Source organism: Streptomyces sp. NPDC093600 (genome assembly GCF_044764755.1).
Classification (GTDB): Bacteria; Actinomycetota; Actinomycetes; order Streptomycetales; family Streptomycetaceae; genus Streptomyces.
This window is the reverse complement of the sequence record NZ_JBIWIU010000001.1, coordinates 169,219-194,785: the sequence shown is the minus strand read 5'-3', so window position 1 is coordinate 194,785 and position 25,567 is coordinate 169,219. Positions and strand designations below refer to the sequence as shown.

Below are 25,567 nucleotides of genomic sequence, written 5' to 3'. Positions count from 1 at the left end.
CGGCCGGGGGGGCCGTCAGTCCATCAGGGCGAACAGCGGGGCGATCACGGCCAGCGTGTACTGGAGGAGGACGGCGCCCTTGCGCACGCCGTGCGCGAGCGCCGCGCGCGGCGGCACCGCGGCCAGGAGGCCGAGGACGGCACCGAGCCCCAGGGACCAGAACGCCGTGTCGACGGCCGAGCCCGCTCGGCCGTCGCCCGCGACGGCGTCGTTCAGCACGACGATCGCGGTGAGGACGAGCGAGGCGAAGAGGGCCAGGAAGCCTCCGAGGGCGGCGAAGCGCAGCGCGCGGGTGGAGGACGACGGGGCGGGCGCGCTGGATGCGGGTGCCGTGGGTGCGGTCGTGGTCGGTGCGGGTGCGGTGGGTGGCGTCATGGACCGATCACATCAGCCGTACGCGGTGGGGGCACCGGTCGGCGTACTCAGTCGGGGCCTCCCCGGTACTCAGGCCGGGGGTTCCTGACCCCCGCCTCCTCCGGGTACGCGCCGAGGACGACGACGCCGACGGCCGCGCCGCCGAAGGCGCGTATCGCCCGGAGGGCGGTGGACAGCGGGCGGACGTGGGGCCGGGCGGTGGTGTGGGCCGGGGTGAAGGTCGCTGCGGTCATACCACCATCATGAATTTCGGACATTCCGAACACATCGGCCTGGGGATGGAGTCGGGCTCCACCTTCCGTCGGAGCCCGTCCCCTACGGGTCGCCCGCCGTGGTGTCGGGGGTGAAAAACCATTCGCCTCCGTCCGCCGCACCCGTCTACAATCGCCGACTTCCCCGCCTCCCTGAGTGGAGAGCCGCCGTCCGGTCGGAAACCGGCGGCCGCCCCGTCATGTCCACATCTCCCGGAGGCACCGCCATGTCCGCTTCGGACGACCCGCTCGCGCGCGAGCGCGCCCATCTGACCGCGTCCCGCGCCGCGCTGCGCGCGATGCGCGAGGACGTGCAGGCGCTCGACATCAAGGACGTCACCGCGAACTGGGTCAACGCCGCGGTCCTGCAGGCGCAGATCGAGGAGCGGATCAAGGCGCTCGCCGACCTCTCCCACACCCCGCTCTTCTTCGGCCGGCTGGACTATCTGCACACCACGCAGGAGGGGCAGCGCTTCTACATCGGCCGCCGCCACGTCCACGACGCCGACGGCGACCCGATGGTGATCGACTGGCGTGCGCCGGTCTCCCAGCCGTTCTACCGGGCCTCGAAGAAGGACCCGCAGGACGTGGGGCTGCGGCGCCGGTTCGGCTACACGGGCGGCGAGCTCACCGCGTACGAGGACGAGCATCTCTCCGACCCGGCGGAGCTGGAGCGGACGAGCAAGCTGCTGCAGGCGGAGATCGAGCGCCCCCGCGTGGGTCCGATGCGGGACATCGTCGCCACGATCCAGCCCGAGCAGGACGAGATCGTACGGTCGGGCCTGTCCGGCACGGTCTGTGTGCAGGGCGGCCCGGGCACCGGAAAGACGGCCGTGGGCCTGCACCGGGTCGCGTACCTCCTCTACGCGCACCGCGAGCGGCTCGCCCGCACCGGCACCCTGGTCATCGGGCCGAACCGGTCCTTCCTCCACTACATCGAGCAGGTGCTCCCCGCGCTCGGCGAGTTGGAGGTCCAGCAGGCGACGGTCGACGACCTCGTCGGCCATGTCGAGGTCCGCGGCACGGACGAGGCGGCGACGGCGGTCGTCAAGGGCGACGCGCGGATGGCGGAGGTGCTGCGCCGCGCGGTCCGCTCGCACATCACCCTGCCCACCGAGCCGCTGATGGTCGTCCGCGGCTCGCGCCGCTGGCGGATCCCGGCGTACGAACTGGAGGAGATCGTCCGGGAGTTGCGGGAGCGCGACATCCGGTACGGCGCGGCCCGCGAGGCGCTTCCGCAGCGCATCGCGCACGCGGTCCTGGTGCGGATGGAGCAGGCGGGCGAGGCGCCGGACGACCGGGTGCAGGACGCGGTGGCGCGCAACGCGGCGGTGAAGGCGGTCGTGAAGGCGGTCTGGCCGGCGGTCGACCCGGCCAAGCTGGTCCTGCGGCTGCTGAGCGACGCCGACTTCCTCGCCGAGCACGCGGAGGGGGTGCTGAGCGCCGACGAGCAGAAGCTGCTGCTCTGGGCGAAGCCCGCCCGGTCGGTGAAGTCGGCGAAGTGGTCGGCGGCGGACGCGGTCCTGATCGACGAGGCGAAGGACCTGGTGGAGCGGACGCACTCGCTCGGCCATGTGGTCCTGGACGAGGCGCAGGACCTGTCCCCGATGCAGTACCGGGCGGTGGGCCGGCGGTGTACGACGGGTTCGGCGACGATCCTGGGCGACCTGGCGCAGGGCACCACGCCGTGGGCGACGGCGAGCTGGGCGCAGGCGCTGGGCCATCTCGGGAAGCCGGAGGCCGTGGTGGAGGAGCTGACGGCCGGTTTCCGTGTGCCGCGCGAGGTCATCGCGTACGCCTCCCGGCTGCTGCCGCACATGTCACCGGGGCTCGCGGCCGTCGAGTCCGTCCGGGAGAACCCCGGTTCGCTGACCGTCCGTCACACCGAGGACCTGGACGCGGAGGTGGTCGCGGCCTGCGTCGCGTCGCTCGCGCACGAGGGCTCGATCGGGCTGATCGCCGCCGACGCGCGGATCGCGCCGCTGGCGGAGGCGCTGACCGCCGCCGGTCTGACGTACCTCTCCCCGGGCGAGGAGACCACGGCCGAGTCCCGGCTGACGCTGGTCCCGGCGTCGCTGGCGAAGGGCCTGGAGTACGACTACGTGGTCCTGGACGAGCCGGCGGCCGTCGTCGACGGCGAACCGGACGAACGCACGGGCCTGCGGCGGCTGTACGTGGCACTCACCCGTGCCGTGTCCGGTCTCACCGTGCTGCACTCCGCCCCGCTGCCGGCACAGCTCGCGGAGGACCGGACCGGCTGACATCGAGACCGGTTGTCGCCTGCGCCGGACCCGCGTGGTCGCTTACCATCACCGTGTTCACAGAGCTATCAGCACGCGCGGCCGGCACTCACTGGGGGACCCGTGTCCGAACTGCTCCACATCTCGGCTGAACTCGCTCCTTACTTCGCCACCGCGGCCGGCGTCTTCGGCACGGCGCTGGCGACCACCGCCGCGCAGCGCATCACCGACGAGTCGGTGATGCGCGGGCCGGGGGTCTTCCGCAGGATCTTCCGGCGGGACGACGGTTCCGAGCCCGCGCTCGACCTGACCGACGGCCTGGAGGAGTCACGGGCCGACGAGCTGCTGAACGCCCTGGGCACGGCGGAGCGGGAGCAGCTGGCCCGTGCGCTGATCGCCTGGCTGAGGGAGCGGGACAGCGGTCTCGATCCGGACCGCCTCCTGGAGCTCGTACGGAGCGCGGCCTCCGGCACGACGCACACGACGACGTACAACGTCACGTCGCGCGGCGCCGGCTCGCTTGCGGTCGGCTCGGTCGGCGAGGGTGCCGTGTTCCACCTCGGTGGTGGCGGCGACCGGTCGAGCAGAGAGTCCTGAGCGTGTCCGGGGAGGAGTCACCGCCGCCGCACGTCACCAACGTCCAGGCGAACGGCGGGAATTCCGTCTCCGCCGGCCAGGTCGGCTCGCACGCCACGTTCAACTTCGGCACCCTGGCGAAGCCGGCGAGATGGCAGCGGTCGGTGGTCCTCGCGCTCTGCGCGTCGGTGGCGGTGGTGGGTCTGGTCGTCTACGCGTCGGTCACCTGGCCCGGCGGGCCCTGGCGCCAGTTCCTGGTGTTCCACGCCTTCGTCGTGGCCGCCTCCGCCGCCGCGCTGGCCGCGTGGGGCTTCGCACGCTCGCTGCGGACCACGCTCGCCCTCGCCTCCGTCCTCTGCTGCCTCCTGGGCCTGGTCGCCCTCGCACACGTCGACCGCAACGGCGAGATCCCGGTCGAGATCGATGTGCGGGGCGTCCAGCCGGTGGTGGGCTCCCGGGGCGGCACCCTCACGCTGGTGATGGCCCAGCCGGCGCCGGAGGACGTACGCAAGCGGCTGCGGATCGCGCTGACGGTGGCCGACGACGATCCGAGCACACCGACGTGTGTCCACAAGACGACGGCGACCCTCACGGCGCTCACCCCGGGCATCACCCCGGGCACGCTCAGGGTGCCGGCGGACGACGTCGTCGAGTTCGATCTCCACGGGCACCGGGGAGAGGTTCTCATCGGCTTCGCCGTGGAGACGGAGCCGAACTGCGCGATGAGGCTGGCGAAGGTGAGCGGAACGCTCCACAGCCGCTGAAGCGAAATCAATCGGTGCACGGCGAGGGGGGACATCACGTGAGGGCAAGCGCAGGGTTGCGGCGGCGCGGCGGGGTACGGGCCGCCGTCGCCGCCCTGGCGGCGGTCATGGCGGCCGTCGTCGCGGCCGGTTGCACGTCGCCGCCCGAGTCGATGTTCGGCGAGGGGAAGCAGGTCCGCGTCGGTACGAAGGGCGACCAGCCGGGCACGAGTTTCACGCGGCACGCCGGCGTGTACGACGGCTTCGACATCGCCGTGGCGAAGGAGGTCCTGGGCGGGGTGGGTGTGAAGGAGCCGCTCTTCACCGGGGTCCTGTCCAAGAACCGCGCCATCGACCTGCGCAAGGGGGCCGTCGACCTCGTCGTCGGGACGTACTCGATCACGAAGAAGCGCATGGCGCCGACGTCGGAGCCCAACGGCGAGGGCCTGGACTTCGTGGGCCCGTACGCGTCCACACCGCAGGGTGTCCTCGTACGGGCGGAGGAACGCGACCGCTACCACGCGCTCGACGACCTCGACGGCCGGCTGGTCTGCGTGTGGAAGGGCACGACCTCCGTGCAGGAGCTGAGCAAACCCGCCTACCGGCAGATCCGGCTCCATGAGGAGGAGGACGCGGCCTACTGCGTCAAGGCGCTGAAGGAAGGGAGGGTGGACGCCGTCTCCACCGACCAGATGATCCTCTACGGATTCATGGAGGCCGAGCCCGCGCTCACGGTCGTGCCGGGCATCGCCTTCGGCGCCACCAACGACTACGGCATCGCCATGGTCAAGGGCCACCGGGAGGACTGCGAACGGCTCCGCGAGGCCCTGAAGACGTATGTGTCCGGCAACGACTGGGACCGGGACTTCCAGAACAACCTGGACGTGATGCCGGCGGCCGAGCGCAACGAGGCCAAGCCCACGACGTCCGAGATCGACGCCGTGTCCTGCCGGGATCAGCCGGCCAACGCGAGCATCGACTGATCCCCGGACTCTGGCTTTTCGGGTCCGTCAGAACTCGGTGAGCGCCTCGGCGAGGGTGCGGCGGGCGACGGCGGCGAGGACGGGGTTGGTGACGCGGTAGTGGTGCTCCGTGACCACGCTCCAGCACAGCGCCCACCCGCGGCCGCGCGCCCAGGTCGCGTCGTCGACCTCGGCGGCCTCCCGGAACAGGGGCCGGGTCTCGGCGGTCAGGAGGGTCCAGGCGGCCATCATGTCGCAGGCGGGGTCGCCGACCCCGGCGCCGCCGAAGTCGATGACGGCGCTGAGCCGGCCGTCGCGGGTGAGCAGGTTCCCGGGGAGCAGATCGCCGTGGACCCAGACGGGAGGGCCGTCCCACTGCGGCAGCCGGAGGACGGACTCCCAGGCATCGGTCACGAAAGCGGCGTCGATCGTGCCGTCGGCGCCGAGGTCGCGGACGGCGCCCGCCATGGCCTCCCCGCCCCACTCGGTGACGTGTCCGCCGCGGAAGGAGGCGGGCCCTCCGGTCGCGTCCACGCGCCGCAGGGCCGCGCCGAAGCGGCCCAACGCCGTGGCGGCGTGGGCCAGGTCGGCGATCGGCTCGTCGAAGGCGTTGGCGCCGTCGAGCCAGCCGTACACCGACCAGGGCAGGGCGAAGCCCTCGGCCGGCACGCCCTCGCCCAGCGGTACCGGCACGGGCAGCGGGAGACGCGGGGCCAGGTGCGGGAGCCAGCGCTGTTCCTTGCCGACCTGGCGGGCGGCGCCGGGGACGCGGGGCAGCCGGACCGCCTTGTCGTCCCCGAGGCGGTACATGGCGTTGTCGGTACCGGCGGAGCGGACGGGGGTGACGGGCAGGCCGGCCCAGCGGGGGAACTGCTCGGCGACCAGCCGGGCGACGAGCGCGCTGTCGACGCGGACCTCGTCCGCGTGCGTCTCGGGAGCTGCCATGCGCGCGAGCGTAGGGGGGCGGGAGCGGGCGGGGCCAACGGATTTCGGATCATGGGGGTGGCGCGACGAGAAGGGTGTACGGATGACCAGCACAGCAGACCGGCCGGTGACGGTCGTCACCGGCGGCAGCCGAGGGATCGGGGCGGCGACCTGCGTCCGGCTCGCCTCCGGGGGACACGACCTCGTCCTCGGGTACGTGAGCGACGCCGACGCGGCCGAGAGGACGGCACGGGAGGTGCGGGCGGCGGGGGCGCGCTGTGTCGTGGTCCGGGCCGACACGTCCGTGGAGGAGGACGTGGAGCGGCTCTTCGACGCGGCGGAGGCGGAGCTGGGCGCGGTGACGGGCCTGGTGAACAACGCGGGGGTGACGGGGCCGCTGGGGCGGCTCACGGATGCCACGACGAAGAACCTGCGCCGGGTGGTGGAGGTCAACCTCCTCGGCTATCTGCTGTGCTGCCGCCGGGCGGCCCGGGACATGACCGCGCGGGGCGCCGGGGGCGCGATCGTGAACATCTCGTCCGCCGCGGCGACGCTGGGCAGCCCCGGCGAGTACGTGCACTACGCGGCGACGAAGGCGGCGACGGACGCGCTGACGGTGGGCCTGGCCAAGGAGCTCGGCCCGCAGGGCATCCGCGTCAACGCGGTCGCGCCGGGCACGATCGAGACGGACATGCACGCGACGATGGGCGACCCGGACCGCCCGGCGAAGGCCGCCCTGACCACCCCCCTCGGCCGCCCGGGCCGCCCCACCGAGATCGCGGCGGCGGTGTCCTGGCTCCTCTCCCCGGACGCCTCGTACACGACGGGCACGGTCCTCCGGGTGGCGGGCGGGCGGTGAACCGGGCGGGCACGGGCCGCTGAACCGAGCGCGCGGCCGCTGAAGGGCGCGCGGCCGCTGAACCCGGCGCCGCGCGAACCCCGCCCGCCCTCGCGCCCGCTGAACCGCGCCCGCCCGCACGGCCGTTGGGGCCCCGCCCGCCCTCGCGCCCGTGGGCCCCGCCCGCACCGAGGCGCGCGGGGTCCTGGGCGCTACGCGTCCAATGCCTCGCGCCAGGTGCTCACCGCGGTCGCCGTGACCGGGGAGGTCCAGCCGTGGGGGCGGGCCGCGCCGCCGATGTGGAAGGCGGTGAGGCCGGCCGCCCGGAGTTCCGGCAGGTGGTCCAGGCGCAGGCCGCCACCGACCAGGATCTGCGGCTCGTAGCCCGGCTCGCCCGAAGCCGCCCTCGCGGCCTCCGCCTTGAGGACCGCGAGGCCGTCGTCGACGCCGGTCGGCGCGCCGGCCGTGAGATAGGTGTCCAGGCCCGGCAGGTCCGCGAGCTGCTTGCGCAGGGCGTCGCGGTCGGCCGCCCGGTCGATGGCCCGGTGGAAGGTCCAGCGGCAGCCGTCCAGGACCGCGACCAGCCGCTCGACGGCCACCAGGTCCGGGTCCCCGTGCGGCGTCAGGAAGCCGAGGACGAACTCGTCCGCGCCCGCCGCCCGGAGCTCCGACGCCCGTGCCACCAGCGCGTCGATCTCCCCGGAGCCCCCCGCCGCGAAACCGTCGTGGAGCCGGAGCATCACCCGCAGCGGGATGTCCACCTCGGCACGGATCGCCCGGAAGCCGGCCAGGGACGGAGTGAGCCCGTCCGCCGCCATGTCGGTGACCAGTTCGAGCCGATCCGCCCCACCGGCCTGGGCGGCGACCGCGTCCCGCTCGTCGAGGGCGATCACCTCAAGGACTGCACGGTTGCTCATCGAGCCCATTCCTCCATGAATGACGGCTACAGGTCTAGTCCAATGACCAGCCTAGCCGTGCGAGTGACCGTCCGCATCGTGCGTGGCGCTCCCGGCCGGCGTCGGCGCCGTCGCGTGGCCCGGCCCCGCGTGGACCGTGAAGGCCGCCGTCCGCACCTTCCCGCCGTGCTGGAAGTCGAGGAACAGACGGTACGTGCCCGGGCTCGGCGCCGTCGCCGTGAACGAGACGTCCGGACCGGGACCGCCCTCGTTGGGGTGGACGTGCAGATAGGCGAGGTCGCCGTCGCGCAGGGCGACGAGGTGGCCGTACGCGCCGAGGTAGGGCTCCAGGTCGGTGACCGGCTTGCCGCCCTTGCTGACCGTGAGCTTCAGCTCGCCGGCCTTCCCGGGAGCGAGGGTGCCGCCCAGCGTGACCTGGTAGCCGTCGACCGTCGCGGTCGGCGCGGCGGCCGGCAGCGGCCGCGGCGCGTACGCGCCCGGCACGGACAGGTCCACGCCCAGGGTGATGCCCTTCGCGCCCGCGGCCGCCGGCTTGAAGTCGGCGAAGGCCTTGTAGCCGCCCGCGGCGGGCAGGTCGACCGGCGTCGACCAGGTCCCGTCGGCCGCCCGCACCGGGTGCAGATGGCGGTAGACCGTCAGGTCGCGCGAGGCCACGATGAAGTGGAGCTCCTTGCCGTGCTCCGTCTTGTACGCGGTGACCTTCCGGCCGCTCCCGTCCTTGATCGAGAACTTCAGGACACTCTTGCCGACGGCCGGCCTCGGCGTCTCCAGGGCCAGCGTGTAGCCGCCGTCCGAGACCTGGAGGCCCCCGGCCGCCGGGGCGGCGGCGCCGGCCTCGTGACCGGCGTGGCCGTCCCCCGCCCCGCCCGGCTCGGCGGCCGCGTGCTCGCCGTGGTCGGCCTTCTTCGGCTCCCCCACGGGTCCGACGCCCTTGCCGACCCCGTACGCGGTCCCGAAGGTCGCCGCGAGTGCGGCGGCAAAGGCGGTGATCTTCACTCCGGTGTTCATGGCAGCTCTCCCGTACATGGGTGACCGTTCCGTCCGATGCACTTCACGATACCCCCAGGGGGTATCAAGTCAAGTCGCGGTGCCCCTTGCACGCGATACCGCCGGGGGGTATACATTGATCCTAGCCAGATACCCCCCGAGGGTATGAAGGACCACCGACTCCACCGATCGAGGAGGAACCCATGTCTTCCTGCTGTACTCCTGACGGCAGCTGCTCGACCAACGCCGGCGAGGCCACGACCGCCACCGCCGTCGCGGACAGCACCACCACCGTCTACGCCGTGACCGGCATGACCTGCGGCCACTGCAGGACCGCCATCACCGCCTCCGTCAGCGCGCTGGACGCCGTCCTCTCCGTGGACGTCGACGTCGCCGGCGGCCTGGTGACCGTCACCACCGGCGGGGAGCCCGACGACGCCGCCATCGCCGCCGCGATCGACGACGCCGGCTACGAGCTCACCGGCCGCGCCTGACCGGCGCGCCCCACCCACCCCGGCCGCCGGGGCCCGTGCCTCCCAACACCCCCGGGCCCCGGCCCCCGCGCTCGACTGATCAAGGCCGGCCGCCACGAACAAGGCGAGTGAGCCGAAGGGCGCGCGGCTGCCGAAAGGGAGAACGCGCGCAGGTCCCGAGGAACGAGGGACCGAGCACGATCGACTGTCGGCAGACGCATAAAGCGCCCGGAGGCGAACCGAGCCTCGAAAGAGAAAGGTGTCTCATGACTACGACGACCCCCGGCGCCGCCCAGGTCGAGCTCGCCATCGGCGGCATGACCTGCGCTTCGTGCGCGGCCCGTATCGAGAAGAAGCTCAACCGCATGGACGGGGTCGAGGCCACCGTCAACTACGCCACCGAGAAGGCGAAGGTCACCTTCGACGCGGACGCCGACATCTCGGTCGCGGATCTGATCGCGACCGTGGAGGCGACCGGTTACACCGCCGCCGAGCCGCAGCCGGAGCGCACGGCCGCGGCGGGCGAGGAGGGGCCCACCGACGAGGAGAAGGCCGACGAGGAGCTGCGGCCGCTGAAGCAGCGGCTGATCACCGCCGTCGCGCTCGCCGTCCCGACCATCGCGATGGCGATGGTCCCGGCGCTGCAGATCGAGTACTGGCAGTGGCTCAGCCTCACCCTCGCCGCGCCCGTGGTCGTCTACGCCGCCTGGCCGTTCCACCGGGCCGCGTGGACCAACGCCAGGCACGGCGCGGCGACGATGGACACGCTGATCTCGGTCGGCACCATCGCCGCGTTCCTGTGGTCGCTGTGGGCGCTGTTCTTCGGCACGGCCGGTACGCCCGGGATGACGCACCCCTTCGAGTTCACGATCGCCCGCACCGACGGCGCCGGGAACATCTACCTGGAGGCGGCGGCCGGTGTCACCGCCTTCATCCTGGCCGGCCGGTACTTCGAGGCCCGCTCGAAGCGGAAGGCGGGCGCGGCGCTCAAGGCGCTGATGCAGCTGGGCGCCAAGGAGGTGACGGTCCTCAGGAACGGCCGCGAGATCACCGTACCGACCGCCGAACTGGCCGTCGGGGACCGCTTCCTGGTCCGCCCGGGCGAGAAGATCGCCACCGACGGGACCGTGGTCGAGGGCTCCTCCGCCGTCGACGCCTCCATGCTCACCGGCGAGTCCGTGCCGGTCGAGGTCGGTGTCGGGGACTCGGTCACCGGCGCCACGCTGAACGCCGGCGGCCGTCTGGTCGTCGAGGCCACTCGCGTCGGCGCCGACACCCAGCTGGCCCGCATGGCGAGGCTGGTCGAGGACGCGCAGAACGGCAAGGCCGCCGCCCAGCGCCTCGCGGACAAGATCTCGGCCGTCTTCGTGCCGATCGTCATCGCGCTCGCGCTCGGCACGCTCGGCTTCTGGCTCGGTACCGGCTCCGGTCTGACGGCCGCCTTCACCGCCGCCGTGGCCGTACTGATCATCGCCTGCCCGTGCGCCCTGGGCCTGGCCACCCCGACCGCCCTCATGGTCGGCACCGGCCGCGGCGCGCAGCTCGGCATCCTGATCAAGGGGCCTGAGGTCCTTGAGACCACCCGCAAGGTGGACACCATCGTCCTGGACAAGACCGGCACCGTCACCACGGGCCGGATGACGCTCATCAAGGTCCACACCGCCGCCGGTACGGACGAGACGGACGTGCTGCGGCTCGCGGGCGCCCTGGAGCACTCCTCCGAGCACCCGATCGCCCAGGCCGTCGCCACCGGCGCCGCCGCCAGGGTGGGCACGCTGCCCACGCCGGAGGACTTCGCCAACATCCCCGGCCTCGGTGTCCAGGGCGTCGTCGAGGGCCACGCCGTCCTCGTCGGCCGCGAGAAGCTGCTCACCGAGTGGGCCATGGAGCTGCCGGCGTCGCTGAAGGCCGCCAAGGACGAGGCGGAGAAGGCGGGGAAGACCGCGATCGCGGTGGCCTGGGACGGCGAGGCCCGGGCGGTCCTGGAGGTCGCCGACGCCATCAAGGAGACCAGCGCCGAGGCCATCAGGCGGCTGCGCGCGCTGGGCCTGACGCCGATCCTGCTGACCGGGGACAACAAGGCGGTCGCGGAGTCGGTCGCCGCCGAGGTCGGCATCGACGAGGTCATCGCGGAGGTCATGCCGCAGGACAAGGTCGACGTGGTCAAGAGGCTGCAGGGCGAGGGGCGTTCGGTCGCCATGGTGGGTGACGGTGTCAACGACGCCGCGGCGCTAGCCCAGGCCGACCTGGGGCTGGCGATGGGCACGGGCACGGACGCCGCCATCGAGGCCGGCGACCTCACTCTCGTACGCGGGGACCTGCGGGCCGCCGCCGACGCGATCCGGCTCTCCCGCAGGACGCTCGGCACCATCCGCTCCAACCTGTTCTGGGCCTTCGCCTACAACGTCGCCGCCCTGCCGCTCGCCGCGGCCGGACTGCTCAACCCGATGATCGCGGGCGCCGCCATGGCCTTCTCCTCGGTCTTCGTGGTCGGCAACAGCCTGCGCCTGCGCGGCTTCCAGGCCGCGGACCGCTGACATTCCCGCCGACATCCCCGCGGACATCCGAGGAGGCCGCCGTGGCCGGTTACGTACAGCACAAGGAAGACGTCATCAGGCGCCTGAGGCGCATCGAGGGTCAGGTCAGGGGGGTGCAGCGGATGGTCGACGAGGACGTCTACTGCATCGACGTCCTGACCCAGGTCTCCGCGATCAACGCGGCCCTCCAGTCCTGCGCCGTGGCCCTCCTGGACGAACACCTCAGCTGCTGTGTCACGGAGGCGATCGCCCAGGGCGGGGACCAGGCGAAGGTGAAGGTGGGCGAGGCGTCCAAGGCCATCGCCCGGCTGATCAGGACGTAAGCCTCCTTACGGGGGTCAACCGCCCTTGTGCGAAGGGCAGTCGGCGGACAGTCGGACGCTCAGGCGAAGACAGAGCCCGAGCGCCCGGCGGAGGAGCACCAGCTCCACCGAACCGGGCAGACCGGGGCCGCAGACCTTCGCGCAGGGGCCGTTCCTCATGAGGGTCGACATTCCGCCATAGTACCCCTAGGGGGTATATCGACACCGGGATGGCGGACCGTACGATGAGCCGCCCGAGGGGGAGGGGATGCGCGTGCGCCGGCTGGGAGAGCTGGAGGCCGAGATCATGGACCGGCTGTGGGCCTGGCGACGGCCCGCCACGGTCCGCGAGATCGTCGACGACATAAACCTGGGTCGCCGGGTCGCCTACACGACGGTGATGACGGTGGCGGACATCCTCCACCGCAAGGGCTGGCTGCGCCGCGAGAAGGCAGGGCGCGCCTGGCTGTACGAACCGGTGCGCACCCGCGAGGAGTACACCGCTGCCCTGATGCAGGACGCCCTCGGCGACAGCGCGGACCGGCCGGCGGCGCTGCTGCGCTTCGTGGAGACCATCTCCGACGAGGACATGGAGGCGCTGGACGCGGCCCTCCGCGCGGCACGCGGCACCCGCCCGGACGGCGGTGCCGCGTGAACCATCACGCCCTACCCCCGCTCGGACTCGCGCTGTCCTCCGGGCTCCTGGTCCCCTGGCTCCTGGTGCGGGCCCGCTGGACCCAGCAGGTGCCCCGGCTCGCCCTCGCCGTCTGGGCCGTGAGCGGCGCGGCGTTCGCCGCCTCGGCCGCCCTGCTCCCCGCCCAGCTCGTCCTCTCCGGCGAGAGCAGCCACCGGCTGAGCGACATGGTCCTCGGTCTGCGTCCGCCCTCCCCCGCCGACGTCCTCGACCTGACCGGCCGCGAATACGTGGCCCTCTCCCTGGCCCTCGCCGTCCTGGCGCTGCCCGCCGCCGGTTTCGTACGGGAGCTGCTGCGGGCCCGGCGGGCGCGGTTACGGCACGCGGGCGTCCTGCGTCTGGTCGGGCGTTACGACCCGGCGCTGCGGGCGACCGTGCTCGACCACGCGCGGCCCGCCGTGTACTGCCTTCCGGGCCGGTCGCGCCGGGTCGTCGTCTCCTCCGGCGCCGTGGACACGCTCACCGCGCCCCAGTTGGCGGCCGCGCTGGCGCACGAGCGGGCGCACATCGCCGGTCGGCACCATCTGCTGGTGGCGGCGGCGGAGTCGTTCGCGGCGGTGTTCCCGCGCCTGCCGCTCGCGCGGCACGGAGGCACGGCCGTACCGCTGCTCCTTGAGATGACGGCGGACGACCGGGCGCTGCGGCGCTGTACGCGGGACGCGCTGGCCACCGCGCTGTACGCGCTCGCCTCGGGGCAGGCGCCGCGCGAGGCGTTCGCGGCGGGCGGCCCGTCGGCGGCGCTGCGGATGCGGCGCATCCTCACGCCGTACAGCGCCGGGCATCCGGTCCTGCGGGGGCTCGCGACGATCGCCGCGGCCGCTCTCGCGGTGACGCCGCTGATCGTCGCGTGTTGTTCCTTCCCCGGCTAATTGGCCCGGCCACTACGCAATTACTAAGTGAATTCGTAGATTTCGCATCGGTCACACCGCTCCGAATTCCCGGCTATCTTGGGTATGTTGGCGTTCAGGCTCGGCACGTCGAAGGGTACGAACCAATGCAGCTGGCTGACGTGCGGACGGCTGCGGCCGCCGACGCGACGACGATATCCAGGCTGCTGGCGGACGTCATTCGGAGCAGCTACGCCGGAATACTCGGAGAAATCCCCGCGCGCCGGCTGGTCTCCACGCAATGCGCCCTTCCCCGTATCCGTGCGGAAATTGAAATTCCGGGTGGCGCGCCGGGCTGGCTCGGCTGGCTGGTCGCCACCGACACGGACGGCACGATCGTGGGCGCGGCCGCCGGCGGGGTCCCGATGCCGGGCGAGGGCGAGCTGTACGCGCTGGGCGTGGCGGAGGGGTCGCGGCGGCGCGGAGTCGGGACGGCGCTGCTCGCGGCGGCGACGGACCGGATGCGGGGGTTCGGCGCGCGGGAGATGCGCGTGACACTCCCGGCGGCCGAGGACCCGGCCCTGCCGTTCTACGAGAACCAGGGCTTCGGCCCCCTGACCCCGACGCGCTGGAGCCGCGGGCTCTGACGGGGTCTCAGGCTCAAGGGCTCGAAGCCCCTCCCGGCCCAGCCGCCCGTGGCCGATGTACGCCATCGCGTGTTCACGCCGTCCGATCCGCTGGATCACCCGGCCGCGGCCCCGCCAGGATGGACGCAGCGGCGCGGGCCCGGCGGCACGGGTGCCTCGCCCGGACGGCATGGACCGAGCGAGCCCCTGGAGGAGCGATGCACACACCGAGCGGCACTTCCCTGCCCGTCGTGCCCGCGGCGCTCGCGTCGGTCCTGCCGTCCCGATACGACAGCGCGCCCGGCTTCCCCGCCCCCGGGGCCGGGATCCGCGTCACCTCCGACCACCTCCCGGGCCTGGAGTCCGTCGCCCCCGGCGACGAGGACTCCGTCTGGCTCCACGACGCCCTCCTCGGCCCGCACAGCGCCGACATCGTCCGCTATCTCAGCCTCGCGCGCGCCACCGGCGGGCCCGTCCTCGATCTCGGTTCCGGCGCCGGCCGGCTCGCCGTCCCGTTCGCCCGGCACGGCTTCGCCGTCGAGGCCGTCGACCGGGACCCCTCCGCTCTTGAGCGGATCGACAGCTGGGCCCGGCGCATCGGTCCGCACGTCGCCGAGCTGATCGTGACCACCCGGGCCGACCTCGGCGACCTCCGGCTGCACGGCAGTTACCGCCTCGCCCTGCTCGCCGGGGCCATGGTGTCGGCCGTCCCCCCGAGGGCCCGCCCCGGGCTGCTGCGCGAGATCGCCGCGCACCTCGACACCGGCGGAGCCCTCGCCCTGGACTACACCTCCCACCTCCTGCCCGGACTGATCGCCGAGCCGCAGCGCACCTGGGCCTTCCAGGTGCCCCGGTTCGACGGCATCGACGAGTGGGTGGTGGCCCGGCAGGTCTTCGACCTGGGGGCGATGAGCGAGCGGATCACCTACTACGCCGCCCGCACCGGCAAGCTCTCCACCGAGCGGGCCGTCCTCACCACCGACAAATGGCTCGTCGACCCCGAACGCCTGGCGGCCGAACTCCACTCCGCGGGCCTGCACATCGAGGGCCGGCGGCGGCACCGCATCGACGAACGCACCGAGAGCGTGCTCCTGGTCTGCCGCCCGGACGACTGACGCGGACCAGTGCCTCACGCGTCCGAAGCGGGCGCCCTGACGGCGCGGTCGGCCAAGAGGTACGATGCCTACAAAAGTTTGAGCCGACCAGGCGACGGCGGGCGGGCGGAGAAGATGGCGGGCGTGGACGAGCTGACAGGACGCGAGGCGGTCATCCAGCGCCTGCGCGACGTCGGCCTGCGGGTCACGGGCCCGCGCCTGGAAGTGCTCACGGTGCTCGCGTCGGGCGGCCATCTGGACGTCGAGGCGATCACGGCCACGGCCCGCGAACGGCTGGGCACGCTCACCAGCCAGGCGGTGTACGAGATGCTCCGCCACTTCCAGGAGACCGGCCTCGTCGGCAAGTTCGACCGGCCCGGTCTGCCGGCCGTCTTCGAGATCGCGGGCCCCCCGCACCAGCACGCCCTGTGCGTGCGGTGCGGCCGCGTCGAGAACGTCGACACGGAGGCCCCGCGCCCGCCGCGCGGCACGCTGCGGGACTGGCGGATGAACGACGCCGAGATCGTCTTCAAGGGGCTGTGCCCCGACTGCGCCCGGTCCGCCCCCGCCCCCTGAGGCACCCCGCGCGAGGCGCGCGCAAGGCCCCGGCCGGGGCAGGGCCCGTACCGCCGAGGCCGGAGGGTCCTCCCGGGCGGGAGCGGACCGAGGCCGGATCAACACCGTGCGTCGCGTTCGATTTTGTGGCAGGGTCTAGCGGGGCGCTTCAACGGGATCCGCGAGGATCCGAGGGGAGTCTGCGGCGCTGTGACCAAATACGCCACCGGGACACGTACGGGAAACGATCACGCCCTCGCCGTCTACCTGGAGCTCCGTGCCCGCCCCGCCTCCGCCTTCGACGAGGTCGCGGACGGACTCGAACTCTCCGCCGAGGAGCGGGAGCGATGTCGCGGTGAACTCGCCACCCTCGGTCTGATCGAGCCGGACGACCCGGCCGGGACCCGCGTGCCCACGGTCGTCGACCCGGACATCGCGCTGGTCCGCCTCCTGCAGTGCGAGTGCGACCGGCTGGAGAACCGGCTCGCCGAGACCAGCCGGGCCCACACCAGCCTGGAGACCCTGGCCGGGCCCTTCCTCCGGGCCGGTACCGCCCCCCGCTCCGAGGTCGACGTCGAGATCGTCTCCGACCCGGAGACCATCCGGCGTGAACTCGCCGGTCTGACCGATTCCGTACGCTCCTGCCTGCACTCGATGCACACCGGTTCCGTCCGGCGCGAGGACATGGCCGACGAACTGGAGGGCGACCGGCGGAAGATCGAGCGCGGGGTGCGGGTCCGCGCCATGTACAGCCGGCGGGCCGGTGCGGTGCCGGAGATGGCGCAGCACCTGCGGGAGCGGGCCGCGCTCGGGGTGGAGCTGCGCTTCTCCGCCGTCGTCCCGATGAACATGGTGCTGGCCGACGAGAACTTCGCCCTGCTGCCCACCGATCCGCACGATCCCGACTCGTCCGCGATCCTGGCGCGCGGCCCGGGTCTCGTCCGGTCCTACCTCGCGCTCTTCGCGTACTGCTGGCACGCCGCCACCCCGTACGGCGACGAGGACCAGGCCGAACGCGGCGGTGGCGACGGGCTGTCCGAGCAGCAGCGGGTGGCCCTGCGGATGCTCGCCTCGGGCATCAAGGACGAGCAGATCGCGAAGAACCTCGGCGTGTCGCTGCGTACGGTCAGCCGGCTGCTCTCCGAGGTGATGCACGAACTCGGCGCGGCGAGCCGCTTCGAGGCGGGGGTGAAGGCGGCCCGGCTGGGCCTCCTGGACGGGGACGCACGCGACCCGGGCGTGTGAGCCGGGACGTCGGGGCGGCGGGACGAAGCGAAGATCGGTACGAGGACATCCGTCCCGCCGTGTGGCAGGGTGAGACGGGGAGACGCGGATCAACGAGGGGGGTCACTTCGCCATGGCCACGACGGGCGACGCCACCGGCAGACACGGAGCCGACGTGTTGCTGACCCTCTATCAGGAGCTGCGCGCCCGTGGTGTGTCGAGCTTTCACGAGGCATGTGGGGAGCTTCGGCTCGCGCCGGAGGAGTACGAGCGGTGCCGGGCCGAACTGACCTCGCTCGGGCTGATCGTGCCGACGACCAGCACCCACGCCACGATCAATGACGTACGGGACGCCAACTGGCGCCCCGACACGGACACGGTGGCCACCGTCGATCCGGAGATCGCGCTCCTGCGGCTGCTCGACCGCGAACGCGAGCGGCTGCGCGAGCACCTGGCCGAGGCCGACAAGGCGTACAGCACCCTGGAGACGCTGGCGGGGACCTTTCTGCGGGCCGGCTCGCTGACCCGCTCCGAGATCGCCGTCGAGGCCATCACCGACTACCGCCGGATCCAGCAGGCGCTCGAGGACATCATCGACGTCATGCAGGAGGACTCGGCCTCCATGTATCCGAGCGGGCCCACCCGGCAGATCCCCGAGCGGATCCTGAGCCGGGACCGCCGGCAGCTGGGCAACGGCGTGCGTGTCCGCGCCATCTACCACACGAAGGACGCCGGGGAGCCGGAGCTGGCCGACCTGTTGAGCCGGCGCGTGGCGCTCGGGGTGGAGGTGCGGCTCGCCCCCGTCATCCCGATGAACATGGTCATCGCCGACCAGCAGTACGCCATGGTGCCGATCCGGCCCGACGAGCCGCGCGAGGGGGCGATCCTGGCCCGTGGACCGGTCCTCGTCCGCTCGTATCTGAGTCTGTACGAGCACTGCTGGCACACCGCCTCCCCCTACGGGCACGACGTGGCCCCCGAGCGGGGCGGCGACGGGCTGTCGGAGCAGCAGCGGGCGGCGCTGCAGATGCTCGCCACGGGAATGAAGGACGAGAAGATCGCCCGGAATCTCGGGGTGTCCCTGCGGACCGTGAGCCGTATGCTCTCGGAACTCATGCAGGAATTGGGCGCGTCGAGCCGGTTCGAGGCCGGGGTGCGCGCGGTGCGCCTCGGCTGGCTGGACTGAGCGAACCCGGCGTGCGCCGAAATGGAAAGCGGCGAAAAGGAAAGCCCCGCGATCACCGTGCGGTGATCGCGGGGCTTTCTCCGTGGCCGGCTGATTGCCGCTGACTCCCCAGCCGAATTCAGCTCGTCCCGGTTCAGTTGGTCGGCGCGACCGGGGAGGGCGAGGGGGTGTTCGGCCAGTCGACCTCGGCGCCGGACGCCTGCTGGGGGACGGAGGCAGAGGTGGTGCCGGGGGCGGCGGCCAGGGCCGCACCGCCCGCGACGGCCATGCACGCCACAGCAGCCAGGGCGAACTGGCGGACGCTCTTGCGGATACCCGAGATACGCACAGCAGACATGTTTCCTCCAGGAGTTGGAATGTGAATTCCGTCTTCTGGGGGCCCGTGCCGCCGGGCGCTCCCTGAAGACATCTCTATTCTGGCCCGCCCCCGGAAACCGATCCAGAGTTTGTCTCTGCGTGGACTCGCCATGGCGTGGATGCGTCAACACGCCCTCAATGCACGCCGCTCGCAACGGAATTACTCGATCCGGAGCGTCCCATATCTTTGGTCGAACCAAAAGTGGTGCTAGACTTGTGCTACGGCCTTCTCGTTCCTCCAGGAGAGAGAGGCCGCCGGGGCAGGGGCGTGCCGCCGCCCCTGCCCCACCCTCAAGGCGTCCCGCCGCGCGGCCTCGTACACCTCGATCGTCCGCGCGGCGGAAGTACGCCAGCTCATCCCCCGGGCATGGCGGACCGCCGCCTCCCCCATCGTCACCCGCGCCGCCGGCTGCCCGGCCAGCCACAACAGCCGGCGGGCGTACTCCACCGGGTCGTGACCGGGCACGAGCAGCCCCGTCACCCCGTCCCACACCGCCGTCGGCAGCCCGCCGACCGCGGCCGCGAGCACCGGAGTCCCGCACGCCTGCGCCTCAAGTGCCACCAGGCCGAAGGACTCGCTGCGCGAGGGCACCACCAGCACGTCCGCCGCCCGGTACCAGTCCGCGAGCCGCTCCTGCGGTACGGGTGGGCAGAGCCGCAGCACGTCGGCGACGCCCAGCTCGTGCGCCAGCCGCCGGACCGTGCCCTGGCGGGACGCCCCCGAGTGGCCGCCGATCACCGGCACGACCAGCCGGTGGCGGAGACCGGGCGCGAGGCACAACAGCTCCGCGACCGCCCGTACGAGCACGTCGGGGCCCTTGAGCGGCTGGATGCGGCCCGCGTAGAGCGGCACGAAGGCGTCGGCGGGCAGCCCGAGTCGGGCACGCGCCGCCGCTCTGCCGTCGGCGGGACCGAAGGTCCGCAGGTCCACGCCCGGGGGGACGACCGCCGTGCGCGGTTCCTCCGCCCCGTACAGGGACCGCAGCGCCTCGGCCTCGTCGACGGTATTGGCGATCAGCCGGTCCGCCGACCCCACCACCTGGCGCTCGCCCCGGACGCGCAGCTCCGGCTCGGGGGTGTCGCCCTCGGCCAGGGCCGCGTTCTTGACCTTGGCGAGGGTGTGGGCGGTGTGCACCAGCGGTATCCCCCAGCCGACGGAGGCGATCCGGCCGGCCTGGCCGGAGAGCCAGTAGTGGGAGTGGACCAGGTCGTAGCGGCGCCGCTCCTTGAGCAGGGCCAGCGAGAACGGCACGACCAGGTCGGGCATGGCCTCCTTGGGGAGGGCCTGGCGGGGGCCCGCGTGCAGGTGCCGGACCCGGACGCCCGGCGCGAGATCGACCCGCTCGGGGCGGCCCTCGCCCCGGCAGCGGGTGAACAGGTCGACCTCGACGCCCTGTTCGGCCAGGGCGCGGGAGAGCTCGACCATATAGACGTTCATCCCGCCGGCATCCCCGGTACCGGGCTGGTGGAGCGGGGAGGTGTGGACGCTGAGCATGGCGACGCGCAGGGACACGGGGGGCTCCTGTGAGGGGCGGGCCGCGTGTCCCCGCGCGTCGCGCGCACGGCCACGCGGCAGGGATGGGGACTTACTTGTTCTACTGAGGTACTTAGTTGCTTAGTAGTTCAGGTCCTCAGAAACCGAAGACCGGACCCGACGGCGGGGCGAGCCGGGTTCCCGGCAGCGGGCCGGTCAGCGCGTGCCAGTCGACCGGCCGCCCCGGCTCGACCTGGAGCGCGGCCGCGAGGCGGCCCGCGCCCTCCGGCATCACCGGCCGCGCCCATGCCGAAAGCGCCGACGCGAACGCCAACTGGGCGGCGAGCGCCGGGAGGTGCCGGCAGGAGGTGGTCGGCCGGCAGCGCTCGTGGGCGTTGACGTGGCCGAAGTCGGCCACCGAGCGGACCATCTCGTCGAGGACGGCGACCGCGCGGCGCGGGTCGAAGGCGTCCGGACCGTAGGCGTCCCGCAGATCGTCCACGGCCCGGTGCAGCCGCCGCTCCAGGATCTCCCAGCCGGTGCCGCCGGGCAGCGCCTGCGGGGCGCGGCCGGCGCACTCCTCCCGTACGGACGAGAACAGCCGCGACAGCCAGCTGTTCCAGGACTCGTCCAGCTCCTGCCGTGCGGCGGCGAGCCGGTCGCGGGAGAAGACCGTACGGCGGCCCGTCGGACGGGCCTGGAGGACGTGCCGCCGCAGCGTGTCGGAGCCGTACTCGGTGAGCAGGTCCAGCGCCCAGACGTTGCCCTCCTGGACGCCCTCCTCGATGACGTACGACTCGTTGACGCAGAACTCCTGCGGCAGCTTGACGTCCTGGGCGAGGAGCAGCACGGGCAGCAGCACGGCGTGGCAGAAGGCGTGCCCGAAGCCGCAGAAGTGGATGGCGCGGCCGGGCAGCGGACCCTTGGTGTCGTAGCCGAACAGATGCATCGCCGCGGCTTCGAAGCAGCCGTCGATACGGTGGTCGGGGAAGCCCTCGACCGGCACCGCGAGACCCCACTCGGCCGGGTGGCCGACCGCGATGTCCGGCAGCCCGTCCTCGACGAGCGACTCGCACAGCGCGGCGAGCCGCGGCGGGAGCCCGGCCGTCGCCCAGTAGTCGGCGAGCGTGTCGCGGAACGGCTCCAGCGGGACGTACAGCCGGCGGCAGCGCTTGGGGAGCGCCGGGGTGTCGCAGAGCGAGCAGCGCGGCGCGATCAGATCGCCGCCGTCGTTGGGGCGGGCGCACTCGTGGCACATCCCGCCGTCGCTGGCCGCGCCGCAGTGCGGACAGGCGCCGGTGACGTGGGCGCCGTACAGCCACCGCTCGCAGGGTTCGCAGTAGGGCAGCAGCCGGGTGCGCGGGGCGATGACGCCCTGGGCGTAGAGGCGGCTGAAGAGCTCCTGCACCCAGCGGCCGTAGCCGCGGTCGCGGCGGGGCCGGACGATGTGGTCGAACTCCACGCCGGAGCGCAGCCAGTCGGCGGTGATCGCCGCGCGGTAGCCCTCGGCGACCTCCTCGGGCTTGCGGTGGTGGCGCAGGGCGCGGACCTCGACGGAGCTGGCGTGGTCGGCGGTGCCGGTGGTGAACCGTACGGCTTCGCCCTCGGCGCGCAGGTACCGGGTGAGGACGTCGGCGGCGACGTACGGCCCCGCGAGATGGCCGATGTGCAGTTCGCCGTGGGTGGCGGGAGGGGTGGCGGTGATCCAGACGGGCGTGCTCATGGGGACCTCCTGAGCGTCAGCGAGGTTCGAAGTGGAAGCTGCGGATGAAGCAGTCACGCGGCTGTTCGACGGCATAGACGATGCATTCGAAGAGCGCCTGGGTGGTGAGCTTCTCGTCGGGTGCTATTCCGTCCGGGTTGGCTCCGTCCCATTCGGCGACGCGTGGATCGGAGATGGAGAAATCCGGCGGGTAGAGGGAGAAGACGCGGACTCCGGAGGGGCGCAGCCGCCGGGAGAGAATGTCGGCGAAACCGGCCTGCGCGCTCTTCGCCGCCCAGAACGCCTCGTGCGCGGCGCCCGCGGTGGCGGCGGAGGCGCCCTCGGCGTCCCGCACCGCGACCATGTTGACGATGTCCGGGCGCAGCGAGCCGCGCAGCAGCGGCAGGAAGTGCTTCACCATCAGGACGGTGCCGCCGGCGGTCGACTCGATCGTCTCCACGATCTGGTCGTCGCTGGCCGCCTCCAGGTCCATGCCGTCGAGCCACCGTGCGCCGTTGTTGACCAGCAGGTCGACCCGGTCGGTGCGTTCACCGACCTGGGCGGCGAACTCCCGGATCTCGGCGGGCCGGCTCAGGTCGCAGCCGAAGGCGTGGATACGGTCACGGGCGGAGCCCATGACTTCGGTACGGGTGCGCTCTGCGGCCTCGACGGTGCGGGCCGACACATAGACCTCGGCGCCCAGATGCGCGAATCCGACGGCGAGCGCGCGGCCGAAATAGCGGGACGCTCCGGTCACGACGACACGCAGGTTCTCGAATTTCATGCTCGTCTGCTCTCCCCTGCCCGATGGGCGAATGCGGTCGGAATTCAGCGTGGCAGAGGAAACGGCGCGCAAGTCCGCTGAGAGCGGTGCGCGTTCACGCCGTTGCGTGGATACGCCAAGGCAGTTCGAGGCGTTCGAGCACGGTCGCGCGCTTGTGGTGGACGGCGACGTGGTGGGCGCCGCAGGAGACGGTGACCGGGCCGCCGGGGGTGGCCACGGGGCCGTCGAGGCGCGGTACGACGGTGCCTTCGGCGTACGCGGCGGCGGCGAGGGCGGCGGCTCCGGTGAGCGCGAGCCGGGGGTGCCAGCCGCCGACGGTGAGGGAGCGGACGGCGGTGCGCCCGCCGCCCGCGGTGAACATGGCGATCTTCGGCAGCGCGGAGTGCGGCGGGTGCCCGAGCCGGCGTGCGGCGTGCGCGCGCAGGGCGAGGAGCCGGCGCAGCGTCGCGTTCCCGGCCCGGAACAGCGCGTCGTCGGAGTGGATGCCGAGGTGCGCGGCGTCGACGAAGACGTACGGATTGCCGTACCGCACGAGGGAGACGGGCACCCCGCCGAGGACGTCGACGGGCCGCCCGGTGGGGAAGGTGCCGGGGGCGTCGGGTGCCTGGGGGAAACGCAGGGTGTACGGCGGGGGGGTGGGGACGTCGGGGCGGGCCTCCGTTCGGCCCTCCGGGCGGCACTGGACGTCGTCGCCCGTGGTGACCGCGTGCACGGTGAGGGGCCCGGGGCGTGCGGCGGCGACCACGCAGGCGAGCAGGGAGTGGCCGCAGCCGGTGCGGAAGTCGAAGCCGCCGTCGGGCAGGGCCTGGACGAAGCGGTAGTCGAGGTCGCTGCCGGGCCGGGCGGAGGGCCCGTACAGCGCGATCTTGCTCAGCCGCGCGTACGGCGTCCCGGCGAGGGCCCGCCGCAGGGCGACCAGCTCTCCGCGCGAGGCCAGGGCCCCACGGGGGAGCCGGTCCAGCTCGACGACGAGCGTGGGACCGGGCGCGTCCTCGGCCCGTACGACGGTGGCGACGACCCCGCTCCCCGACCCCGCTCCCCCGTGCGCCGCCCGCGCGGGCGTCACGCCGCACAGCCGACCGGGATCCGCATGCCCTGGACGACGTCGGTCCACAGCTCGTGCACCGCGAGCCCCCACAGGGCCAGCGCGTCGCGCTGCGAGGGGTGTTCGAGCTGGCGGGCGAGGAGCTTGCGGACGCGGTCGGCACGGACCTTGCCACCGAGGACCAGACGGGCCGGGGAGAGCAGTTCGCGGACCGTGTCGAGCAGCGGACCGCCCGGGGCCAGCATGGCCGCGATCGGCAGGGTGAAGGGCTGCTTGGGCCGGTTCAGGACCGGCGCGGGCAGCAGGTCGCGGCCCGCCTCGTACAGGGCGCGCTTGCCCCGCCGCGCCTCCGGCGGCAGCGAGCGCGCGTACGCCACGACGCCCGGCTGGCAGAACGGCAGTCGCGCCTCGACCCCCCAGGCCATCGAGAGGTGGTCCACGCGCCGCAGGTGGTAGGCGGGCAGCCGCCATCGCGTCTCGAACGCCGTCATCGCCGTCAGCCGGTCCGCCCCCACCGCCTCCGCCGACCGCAGCTCCTGCTCGATCCGGTCGGCGGCCGAGCCCTGCTCGGCGATGTACGCGCGGTACGCGGGCGTGTAGAGGTGCTCGCGCAGCATCCGGGGGGCCGCCGACAGCGCGTCCGCGTAGGCCCCCGCCCAGTCCGCGCCCGGCGGTGCGTCCAGTGCGGCGCGCATCCGGTCGTACCCGCCGAAGAGTTCGTCGGCGCCGTCGCCCGTGAGCGCGACCGTGAAGCCGTTCTCCCGTACTGCGCGGAACAGGGCGTAGGTGGAGAGCGCGATGGGGTCGGCGTTGGGCTGGCCGAGGTGGCGGACCGTACGGGTCAGGAGGGAGCCCAGCTCGTCGGGGTCGATCGTGACCTCGTGGTGCGTGGTCCGGGCCCGGCGCGCGACGGAACGGGCGTACGCGGCCTCGGAGTCGGGCCATGTGCCGCGGTAGGTGAGGTGGAAGGTGTGCGGCGGGGGCGCGTCCGCCTCGCGCGCGTACTCGGCGGCGAGGGCGGTGACGAGCCCGGAGTCGAGGCCGCCGCTGGTGATCGCGCAGACGGGCACCTCGGCGCGGGCGAGCCGCCGCACCTCGCGCCGCAGCACGTCCTGCGCGTCGCCCACCGGGGCGGCCGGCTGCAGTGCCCTGCGCCGGACGACGGGCGCGCACCCCGGCCGGACGACGGCGGTGGCGCCGGGCGGCAGCACGTCGATGCCGTCGAGCGCGGTGCGGGCGGAGAACGGCGTACGGGTGGCGAGGACGGTGTCGAGGGCGTCCTCGCGCGGGGAGATCCGTACGCCCTCGAAGGCGAGGAGGGCCGGGATCTCGGAGGCGAACCGGATCGAGCCGCCGTGGGCGTCGTGCGGGTCGTGGTGGAGGTGGATCGGTTTCATGCCCATGTCGTCGACGGCGAGGACGAGCCGGGTGTGCCCCGGCCGGAGGTCGAGGACCGCGACGGCGAACATGCCGTCGAGGTGCTCGGCGAAGGCGGGCCCGTACTCGGCGTAGAGGGCGGGGAGCACATTGCCGTCGCAGCGGTCGGGGAAGCGGTGGCCACGGGCGGCGAGGTGCCGGCGCAGCTCGGTGTGGTTGTAGATCTCGCCGTTGAGGACGGCGAGGATCCCGGGCAGGTGCGGCAGCCGGTAGGGCTGCTGCCCGCCGCAGGGGTCGGTGACGGCGAGCCGGTCGCACCCGAGCGACCAGCCGGGCCCGCTGAGCACTGCGTGCTCGTCGGGGCCGCCGTGGCGCTGGCGGGCGGAGACCGCCGCGAGCTCGGCCGGCTCGGGGCGGGCCGCCCCGGCGGCGAAGGAGCCGAAAATCCTGCACATTGCCGGTCGCCTCCGGTTCGTCCGCGGCCGCCGGTGATCCGG

The 25,567-nt window shown here is 73.2% G+C and carries 27 protein-coding genes; 15 read left to right on the top strand and 12 right to left on the bottom strand.

Annotation, left to right across the window (positions count from 1 at the left end; genetic code table 11):
* Positions 1 to 15 precede the first annotated feature (15 nt).
* Both ACIRB4_RS01010 and ACIRB4_RS01005 read right to left on the bottom strand, forming a co-directional pair.
* Positions 16 to 375, bottom strand: coding sequence for a hypothetical protein (locus tag ACIRB4_RS01010; protein ID WP_403287679.1), 360 nt, complete (start codon positions 373 to 375; stop codon positions 16 to 18).
* 47 nt (positions 376 to 422) lie between these two features.
* The gene (locus tag ACIRB4_RS01005) at positions 423 to 608 is read right to left on the bottom strand and encodes a hypothetical protein (RefSeq protein ID WP_403287678.1); all 186 of its coding nucleotides are present in this window, start codon (positions 606 to 608) and stop codon (positions 423 to 425) included.
* A gap of 245 nt (positions 609 to 853) precedes the next feature.
* On the opposite strand from ACIRB4_RS01005, the gene ACIRB4_RS01000 reads away from it, so the two are divergent.
* The 4 genes from ACIRB4_RS01000 (at position 854) to ACIRB4_RS00985 (ending at position 5,168) form a co-directional block, all read left to right on the top strand.
* Positions 854 to 2,887: a HelD family protein gene (locus ACIRB4_RS01000; RefSeq protein ID WP_403287677.1), complete on the top strand. Its 2,034-nt coding sequence runs from the start codon at positions 854 to 856 to the stop codon at positions 2,885 to 2,887.
* 102 nt (positions 2,888 to 2,989) lie between these two features.
* Complete coding sequence (locus ACIRB4_RS00995) at positions 2,990 to 3,463, top strand: hypothetical protein (protein WP_403287676.1); 474 nt, start codon at positions 2,990 to 2,992, stop codon at positions 3,461 to 3,463.
* 2 nt (positions 3,464 to 3,465) lie between these two features.
* On the top strand, positions 3,466 to 4,206 hold the full coding sequence (locus tag ACIRB4_RS00990) for a hypothetical protein (RefSeq protein WP_403287674.1): 741 nt from the start codon (positions 3,466 to 3,468) through the stop codon (positions 4,204 to 4,206).
* 38 nt (positions 4,207 to 4,244) lie between these two features.
* Positions 4,245 to 5,168, top strand: a complete 924-nt coding sequence (locus ACIRB4_RS00985; RefSeq protein ID WP_403287673.1) for a transporter substrate-binding domain-containing protein — start codon at positions 4,245 to 4,247, stop codon at positions 5,166 to 5,168.
* Between the two features lie 27 nt (positions 5,169 to 5,195).
* Here ACIRB4_RS00985 and ACIRB4_RS00980 read toward each other — a convergent pair whose 3' ends face one another.
* Positions 5,196 to 6,092 carry an aminoglycoside phosphotransferase family protein gene (locus ACIRB4_RS00980; protein ID WP_403287672.1) on the bottom strand — a complete coding sequence of 299 codons (897 nt, stop codon included), beginning with the start codon at positions 6,090 to 6,092 and terminating at the stop codon, positions 5,196 to 5,198.
* 82 nt (positions 6,093 to 6,174) lie between these two features.
* Here ACIRB4_RS00980 and ACIRB4_RS00975 point away from each other — a divergent pair, with 82 nt between their 5' ends.
* Positions 6,175 to 6,930, top strand: a complete 756-nt coding sequence (locus ACIRB4_RS00975; RefSeq protein ID WP_403287670.1) for an SDR family oxidoreductase — start codon at positions 6,175 to 6,177, stop codon at positions 6,928 to 6,930.
* A gap of 191 nt (positions 6,931 to 7,121) precedes the next feature.
* Here the strand turns inward: ACIRB4_RS00975 and ACIRB4_RS00970 are convergent, their stop codons facing one another.
* Entirely contained in the window at positions 7,122 to 7,826 is a 705-nt protein-coding gene (locus ACIRB4_RS00970; RefSeq protein ID WP_403287669.1) for a copper homeostasis protein CutC, read from the bottom strand.
* 51 nt (positions 7,827 to 7,877) lie between these two features.
* Entirely contained in the window at positions 7,878 to 8,834 is a 957-nt protein-coding gene (locus ACIRB4_RS00965; RefSeq protein ID WP_403287668.1) for a hypothetical protein, read from the bottom strand.
* A gap of 182 nt (positions 8,835 to 9,016) precedes the next feature.
* Here ACIRB4_RS00965 and ACIRB4_RS00960 point away from each other — a divergent pair, with 182 nt between their 5' ends.
* The 3 genes from ACIRB4_RS00960 to ACIRB4_RS00950 all read left to right on the top strand — a co-directional run bounded on the left by ACIRB4_RS00960 (position 9,017) and on the right by ACIRB4_RS00950 (position 12,146).
* Positions 9,017 to 9,307 (top strand): heavy-metal-associated domain-containing protein, encoded by a 291-nt coding sequence (locus ACIRB4_RS00960; RefSeq protein ID WP_403287666.1) that lies wholly within the window; start codon positions 9,017 to 9,019, stop codon positions 9,305 to 9,307.
* 245 nt (positions 9,308 to 9,552) lie between these two features.
* Positions 9,553 to 11,823 carry a heavy metal translocating P-type ATPase gene (locus tag ACIRB4_RS00955; RefSeq protein ID WP_403287665.1) on the top strand — a complete coding sequence of 757 codons (2,271 nt, stop codon included), beginning with the start codon at positions 9,553 to 9,555 and terminating at the stop codon, positions 11,821 to 11,823.
* 41 nt (positions 11,824 to 11,864) lie between these two features.
* Positions 11,865 to 12,146, top strand: coding sequence for a metal-sensitive transcriptional regulator (locus ACIRB4_RS00950; RefSeq protein WP_356891538.1), 282 nt, complete (start codon positions 11,865 to 11,867; stop codon positions 12,144 to 12,146).
* 15 nt (positions 12,147 to 12,161) lie between these two features.
* On the opposite strand, the gene ACIRB4_RS00945 is transcribed toward ACIRB4_RS00950, so the two are convergent.
* Positions 12,162 to 12,317 carry a hypothetical protein gene (locus ACIRB4_RS00945; protein WP_403287664.1) on the bottom strand — a complete coding sequence of 52 codons (156 nt, stop codon included), beginning with the start codon at positions 12,315 to 12,317 and terminating at the stop codon, positions 12,162 to 12,164.
* Positions 12,318 to 12,399: 82 nt separating this feature from the next.
* On the opposite strand from ACIRB4_RS00945, the gene ACIRB4_RS00940 reads away from it, so the two are divergent.
* The 7 genes from ACIRB4_RS00940 (at position 12,400) to ACIRB4_RS00910 (ending at position 18,331) form a co-directional block, all read left to right on the top strand.
* Complete coding sequence (locus tag ACIRB4_RS00940) at positions 12,400 to 12,780, top strand: BlaI/MecI/CopY family transcriptional regulator (protein WP_403288628.1); 381 nt, start codon at positions 12,400 to 12,402, stop codon at positions 12,778 to 12,780.
* Positions 12,777 to 13,688 carry a M56 family metallopeptidase gene (locus ACIRB4_RS00935; protein ID WP_403287663.1) on the top strand — a complete coding sequence of 304 codons (912 nt, stop codon included), beginning with the start codon at positions 12,777 to 12,779 and terminating at the stop codon, positions 13,686 to 13,688. Before ACIRB4_RS00940 ends, ACIRB4_RS00935 begins: the two co-directional genes overlap by 4 nt.
* Positions 13,689 to 13,813: 125 nt before the next feature.
* Positions 13,814 to 14,293: a GNAT family N-acetyltransferase gene (locus ACIRB4_RS00930; RefSeq protein ID WP_403287662.1), complete on the top strand. Its 480-nt coding sequence runs from the start codon at positions 13,814 to 13,816 to the stop codon at positions 14,291 to 14,293.
* A gap of 197 nt (positions 14,294 to 14,490) precedes the next feature.
* On the top strand, positions 14,491 to 15,387 hold the full coding sequence (locus ACIRB4_RS00925; RefSeq protein ID WP_403287661.1) for an SAM-dependent methyltransferase: 897 nt from the start codon (positions 14,491 to 14,493) through the stop codon (positions 15,385 to 15,387).
* Positions 15,388 to 15,465: 78 nt separating this feature from the next.
* Positions 15,466 to 15,942, top strand: a complete 477-nt coding sequence (locus ACIRB4_RS00920; RefSeq protein WP_403287660.1) for a Fur family transcriptional regulator — start codon at positions 15,466 to 15,468, stop codon at positions 15,940 to 15,942.
* A 189-nt stretch (positions 15,943 to 16,131) separates the two neighbouring features.
* Entirely contained in the window at positions 16,132 to 17,166 is a 1,035-nt protein-coding gene (locus ACIRB4_RS00915; protein WP_403287658.1) for a LuxR C-terminal-related transcriptional regulator, read from the top strand.
* 112 nt (positions 17,167 to 17,278) lie between these two features.
* Positions 17,279 to 18,331 carry a LuxR C-terminal-related transcriptional regulator gene (locus ACIRB4_RS00910; protein WP_403287657.1) on the top strand — a complete coding sequence of 351 codons (1,053 nt, stop codon included), beginning with the start codon at positions 17,279 to 17,281 and terminating at the stop codon, positions 18,329 to 18,331.
* A gap of 133 nt (positions 18,332 to 18,464) precedes the next feature.
* Here ACIRB4_RS00910 and ACIRB4_RS00905 read toward each other — a convergent pair whose 3' ends face one another.
* The 6 genes from ACIRB4_RS00905 to asnB form a co-directional block, all read right to left on the bottom strand.
* Positions 18,465 to 18,668: a hypothetical protein gene (locus ACIRB4_RS00905; protein WP_403287656.1), complete on the bottom strand. Its 204-nt coding sequence runs from the start codon at positions 18,666 to 18,668 to the stop codon at positions 18,465 to 18,467.
* Positions 18,669 to 18,896: 228 nt separating this feature from the next.
* On the bottom strand, positions 18,897 to 20,183 hold the full coding sequence (gene mshA / locus ACIRB4_RS00900) for a D-inositol-3-phosphate glycosyltransferase (RefSeq protein WP_403288627.1): 1,287 nt from the start codon (positions 20,181 to 20,183) through the stop codon (positions 18,897 to 18,899).
* 136 nt (positions 20,184 to 20,319) lie between these two features.
* Positions 20,320 to 21,885, bottom strand: a complete 1,566-nt coding sequence (locus ACIRB4_RS00895; RefSeq protein WP_403287655.1) for a class I tRNA ligase family protein — start codon at positions 21,883 to 21,885, stop codon at positions 20,320 to 20,322.
* A 16-nt stretch (positions 21,886 to 21,901) separates the two neighbouring features.
* Positions 21,902 to 22,648, bottom strand: a complete 747-nt coding sequence (locus ACIRB4_RS00890) for an SDR family oxidoreductase (protein ID WP_403287654.1) — start codon at positions 22,646 to 22,648, stop codon at positions 21,902 to 21,904.
* Between the two features lie 94 nt (positions 22,649 to 22,742).
* On the bottom strand, positions 22,743 to 23,714 hold the full coding sequence (locus ACIRB4_RS00885; protein WP_403287653.1) for a PrpF domain-containing protein: 972 nt from the start codon (positions 23,712 to 23,714) through the stop codon (positions 22,743 to 22,745).
* The gene (asnB, locus tag ACIRB4_RS00880) at positions 23,711 to 25,525 is read right to left on the bottom strand and encodes an asparagine synthase (glutamine-hydrolyzing) (RefSeq protein ID WP_403287652.1); all 1,815 of its coding nucleotides are present in this window, start codon (positions 25,523 to 25,525) and stop codon (positions 23,711 to 23,713) included. The genes ACIRB4_RS00885 and asnB overlap by 4 nt, the downstream gene beginning before the upstream one ends.
* Positions 25,526 to 25,567 lie beyond the last annotated feature (42 nt).

Excerpts from the sequence above, each read along its gene's own strand:
- ACIRB4_RS01010 (WP_403287679.1), bottom strand. The coding sequence starts at position 375 with ATGACGCCACCCACCGCACCCGCACCGACCACGACCGCACCCACGGCA.
- ACIRB4_RS01005 (WP_403287678.1), bottom strand. The coding sequence starts at position 608 with ATGACCGCAGCGACCTTCACCCCGGCCCACACCACCGCCCGGCCCCAC.
- ACIRB4_RS01000 (WP_403287677.1), top strand. The coding sequence starts at position 854 with ATGTCCGCTTCGGACGACCCGCTCGCGCGCGAGCGCGCCCATCTGACC.
- ACIRB4_RS00980 (WP_403287672.1), bottom strand. The coding sequence starts at position 6,092 with ATGGCAGCTCCCGAGACGCACGCGGACGAGGTCCGCGTCGACAGCGCG.
- ACIRB4_RS00975 (WP_403287670.1), top strand. The coding sequence starts at position 6,175 with ATGACCAGCACAGCAGACCGGCCGGTGACGGTCGTCACCGGCGGCAGC.
- ACIRB4_RS00970 (WP_403287669.1), bottom strand. The coding sequence starts at position 7,826 with ATGAGCAACCGTGCAGTCCTTGAGGTGATCGCCCTCGACGAGCGGGAC.
- ACIRB4_RS00965 (WP_403287668.1), bottom strand. The coding sequence starts at position 8,834 with ATGAACACCGGAGTGAAGATCACCGCCTTTGCCGCCGCACTCGCGGCG.
- ACIRB4_RS00960 (WP_403287666.1), top strand. The coding sequence starts at position 9,017 with ATGTCTTCCTGCTGTACTCCTGACGGCAGCTGCTCGACCAACGCCGGC.
- ACIRB4_RS00955 (WP_403287665.1), top strand. The coding sequence starts at position 9,553 with ATGACTACGACGACCCCCGGCGCCGCCCAGGTCGAGCTCGCCATCGGC.
- ACIRB4_RS00945 (WP_403287664.1), bottom strand. The coding sequence starts at position 12,317 with ATGTCGACCCTCATGAGGAACGGCCCCTGCGCGAAGGTCTGCGGCCCC.
- ACIRB4_RS00930 (WP_403287662.1), top strand. The coding sequence starts at position 13,814 with ATGCAGCTGGCTGACGTGCGGACGGCTGCGGCCGCCGACGCGACGACG.
- ACIRB4_RS00925 (WP_403287661.1), top strand. The coding sequence starts at position 14,491 with ATGCACACACCGAGCGGCACTTCCCTGCCCGTCGTGCCCGCGGCGCTC.
- ACIRB4_RS00910 (WP_403287657.1), top strand. The coding sequence starts at position 17,279 with ATGGCCACGACGGGCGACGCCACCGGCAGACACGGAGCCGACGTGTTG.
- ACIRB4_RS00905 (WP_403287656.1), bottom strand. The coding sequence starts at position 18,668 with ATGTCTGCTGTGCGTATCTCGGGTATCCGCAAGAGCGTCCGCCAGTTC.
- mshA (WP_403288627.1), bottom strand. The coding sequence starts at position 20,183 with ATGCTCAGCGTCCACACCTCCCCGCTCCACCAGCCCGGTACCGGGGAT.
- ACIRB4_RS00895 (WP_403287655.1), bottom strand. The coding sequence starts at position 21,885 with ATGAGCACGCCCGTCTGGATCACCGCCACCCCTCCCGCCACCCACGGC.
- ACIRB4_RS00890 (WP_403287654.1), bottom strand. The coding sequence starts at position 22,648 with ATGAAATTCGAGAACCTGCGTGTCGTCGTGACCGGAGCGTCCCGCTAT.
- asnB (WP_403287652.1), bottom strand. The coding sequence starts at position 25,525 with ATGTGCAGGATTTTCGGCTCCTTCGCCGCCGGGGCGGCCCGCCCCGAG.